The organism is Lishizhenia sp. (assembly GCF_033720595.1).
In the GTDB taxonomy this organism is placed as follows: Bacteria; Bacteroidota; Bacteroidia; order Flavobacteriales_D; family Crocinitomicaceae; genus Lishizhenia.
The window spans coordinates 1-3,602 of record NZ_JAWWCF010000240.1; the positions used below are offsets into that span (position 1 = coordinate 1).

A 3,602-nucleotide genomic window follows, 5' to 3' on the forward strand; every position below is an offset into this window, starting at 1 on the left:
CACCACCTAACAATACATCTCTTTCTGTCATTAATCCAGCAATGTACTTAAATCCAATTTTAGTAGTTGTTGATGCTAAACCATAGTGTTTGGCTAATTTTTCAATTTTAGGTGTACAACTAAATGCAGTGATCACTTCACCCTTCATCCCCTTGTGTTTCACTAAGTAATGAATCAACAATAAAATGATGTGATGAGAATCAACAAACTCTCCTTCTTTGTTGTACAAACCAATTCTATCTGCATCACCATCTGTAGCCAATGCAGAATCTATATTTCCACGTTCTTTAATAAACGCTTCTAGTTCTTTTAAGTTCTTCGCGATAGGCTCTGGAGCTTGTCCCATGAAGCTTGGGTTGTAATCACAATGCAAGAAATGCATATCTGGGAAAATACGTTTTAACACATTTTGTCCAGCCCCATACATGGCATCATACGCCAAGTTCAACCCTGAATTTTTAATTGCCTCGATATCAAAATTAGCCTCTACGTGTTTAACGTATTCTGTTTCTAAATCAGCCGTTCTCAATTGATCTTCCGAAAGTCCGTCTAAACTAACAGTCTTATAATCATAAGGCATAACATCAGGGATGATGGCCTCTACTTCAGCCACTTTTTCAGGAACCAGCGGTCCACCAAAACTAGCCTTTAATTTATATCCATTGTAACTCGGCGGATTGTGAGAAGCTGTAATTACCACTCCTATTCCACAATCGTATTTATTCGCCGCTAATGAAATCATTGGTGTAGAAACAAAGCCTTCCGCCTTAATAACTTGTATACCTTCTTTAATGAAAACTTTAATTGCTGTTTCCATAAACAAAGCTCCTCCAAATCTGCAATCATGACCAATGACGATGCGAGGTGTTTCATAGTTTTGTTTTACCCATTGAGCCGTTGCATAACTCACACGAGCAACATTAGTAGTAGTATATGTATCTGCTATGATGGCTCTCCAACCATCTGTACCAAATTTAATTTTATCCATAGTTAGTTCTAATTCCCTGCTAAAATAATCAATGCTGAATAAAGAGCTCTCTAAGTTTTTGAAATCTTACTTTAAAAATGGATTATCCTACTCAACGTTTCGTCATTATATTACCGCTAAACAACATTCATTTAACACACTTACACCTAATATTTCTTGTAGATAAAGGAAATTTTAATGGAAAATGATATATTCACATTGTGGAGCGATTTATAAACATTCTTGTACTGGATAATCAAGCAGAGAATATTGCCGACTTGAAACGAATTTTAAGTGGAAATGGTAATAATTTAGTTTTTGTTGAAACCCCAGAAGATGTTTACGAAGAACTTAACAGAAGAGAATTTGGAATCATGATCATTAACATTGATGATGAAGCCTTTGGAGGATTAGCTTTTATCAAACAATTAGCCAAGGAAAAGTTGGGAATTGACAGCTATAAAATCATCACTTCTGCCAGAGATGTAAATGGATACCAATTTGTTAAAGGACTCAAACAAGGGGCTATAGACTACATTCACACCCCTTATAAAAGGAGTCTTACCAGAGCGAAAGTTGGTGTTTTGAAAAAACTTTACTTCAAAGATCTTCGCATTAATCAGTTGCTTTCTAATATTCTTCCGGAAAACGTTCTCAACGATTTAAATACTTACGGTAAATTTTCACCGAGAAGAATTGATGATGGTACAGTATTGTTTACAGATTTCGTTGGGTTTACTAAAATTTCAAAGGACATGCTTCCTTTAGAATTAGTAAAACAACTAGAAACATACTTTACCAAATTCGACGAAATTGTTGAGCGTTATAAATTAGAAAAAATTAAAACCATTGGAGATGCCTACATGGCGCTTGCCGGGGTTACCGAAGATAATCAACACCCTGCCATAAGGGCAAGTTTAGCGGCCATAGAAATGCGTGATTTCATTAACACGCGTATTGCAATCTCAAAGGCTATGAATGAGCCCTACTGGGAAATGAGAGTAGGAATACACTCTGGACCATTGGTTGCGGGGATTATTGGTACAAAAAAGACAAGTTTCGATGTCTGGGGAGATACGGTTAACATTGCTGCAAGAGCGGAACAACATGCCGAACCCAACACCATAAACATTACAAAAGTAATTGCTGAGAAAATAAGTAAGTACTTCAATTTGAACCATAGGGGGGAAATACCTATGAAGCATGGTGGCTCTTTAGACATGTATACCCTCGAAACTATTAAAACTAAATACAGTTTATACGGAGAAGGTAAAATTGCATGTTCACACATAAGAAAGATGGCAGACTTAATGGAGATGGATTTTGAACACTCCAGAAAGGACATCCTCAATAAACTTAAAACAAGTTTACCAGAAGAACTTATTTATCACGATATCAAACACACCTTAAATGTTGAAAAAAGTGCCATTCGAATAGCGAAACTAGAAGGTGTATCAGGGGAGGAACTTATACTTCTTCGAACGGCAACACTTTTTCATGATGCAGGTTTTATCTTGCGTTACAATAATAACGAAGACATCGCCATTCAACTGCTTCAATCTATGTTACCCAATTATGGTTACAATGATGAACACATAGAAATCATTTCAAACATCGTTAAAAGCACGAAATTTACTGTAGAGCCCAAAACCCTATTAGAAAAGATCATGTGTGATGCTGATCATGACTATTTAGGTAGACCAGACTACACAACGATAGCCAATAGACTGCGTAAAGAACTCGAAGAAAAGGGTACTGTTATGACAGATGAAGAGTGGATTAAATTCCAATTGGACTATCTTGTAAATACGCATAGATATTATACCGACACCTCGATTAACATCAGATTAGGTGGTAAAAAGGAACGTATCAAATCTTTAAAAAAACAACTAAAAGAAATGGTTGATGTTAGAATAAAGGCGTCAAAATAGCAAACTCATCTTGCTTGTCCTCTAGTTTAACATCCCTTTTAATAGCTACCTTTTTAGCCAAAGATTTACTCAATTCGGCCCCCGTATTTAACGGCGCCACATTACCAACTAAAGAATCGTTCACTAATATTGCTGCATCTGGACTAGATGAAAAGGCATAAATCACTTCATTCTGTTCCGAGCTCAATTGTACTGAACTCACTTGATTACTTTCTAAATACTTTGCTTTTTCATCCGGCGACAAAATGATGTTTAATTCTTCAGCTTCTTCATTCACCTCAGGTATATCATCCATAACCTTAGCAAAAGCATCAACTTCTGGTGCTATTTCCGTTTGTATTTGATCATCTACCTCTTCTGGTTCTTCAAGCTTTTGTTCTTTGGGATTTATTTCTTCAGGAGCCACCTCCTCTTTTTGTTTTATTTCCTCCTTTTCTAGTACAACAGAATTCGGTTCAGGTCTATACTCCTTCTTGGACTCTTGTTTCATTGCTAAAGAGGACTCTTTGTTAAAATTCAGATTGTTGAAAAATATCACGATAAGAATTACAACAGCAGCCATTTGTAAAATAGGCTGAGCGTAGAAAGCTTTATTGTTCTTCCAAAGCGTTAATCCTCCTTTTCCGTGTTTCTTTTCAAACAAATCATCCAACTTTGCCTTAACCGATTCCAATTTCTCAAGACGTTCTGATTTATCTATCTCC

Annotated in this window: 3 protein-coding genes; 1 reads left to right on the forward strand and 2 read right to left on the reverse strand. The window is 36.2% G+C overall.

Features of this window, described 5'->3' with window-relative positions; genetic code table 11:
• Nucleotides 1-988 (reverse strand): phosphoglucomutase/phosphomannomutase family protein (locus R3333_RS13225; protein WP_318959246.1); only part of this gene is annotated, 988 nt, incomplete at its 3' end.
• Nucleotides 989-1,188: 200 nt separating this feature from the next.
• On the opposite strand from R3333_RS13225, the gene R3333_RS13230 reads away from it, so the two are divergent.
• Nucleotides 1,189-2,898, forward strand: coding sequence for an adenylate/guanylate cyclase domain-containing protein (locus tag R3333_RS13230; protein WP_318959247.1), 1,710 nt, complete (start codon nt 1,189-1,191; stop codon nt 2,896-2,898).
• On the opposite strand, the gene R3333_RS13235 is transcribed toward R3333_RS13230, so the two are convergent.
• Nucleotides 2,876-3,602, reverse strand: a 727-nt coding sequence (locus R3333_RS13235; protein ID WP_318959248.1) for a hypothetical protein, incomplete at its 5' end; no start/stop codon positions are given. The two genes, R3333_RS13230 and R3333_RS13235, sit on opposite strands and share 23 nt — an antisense overlap.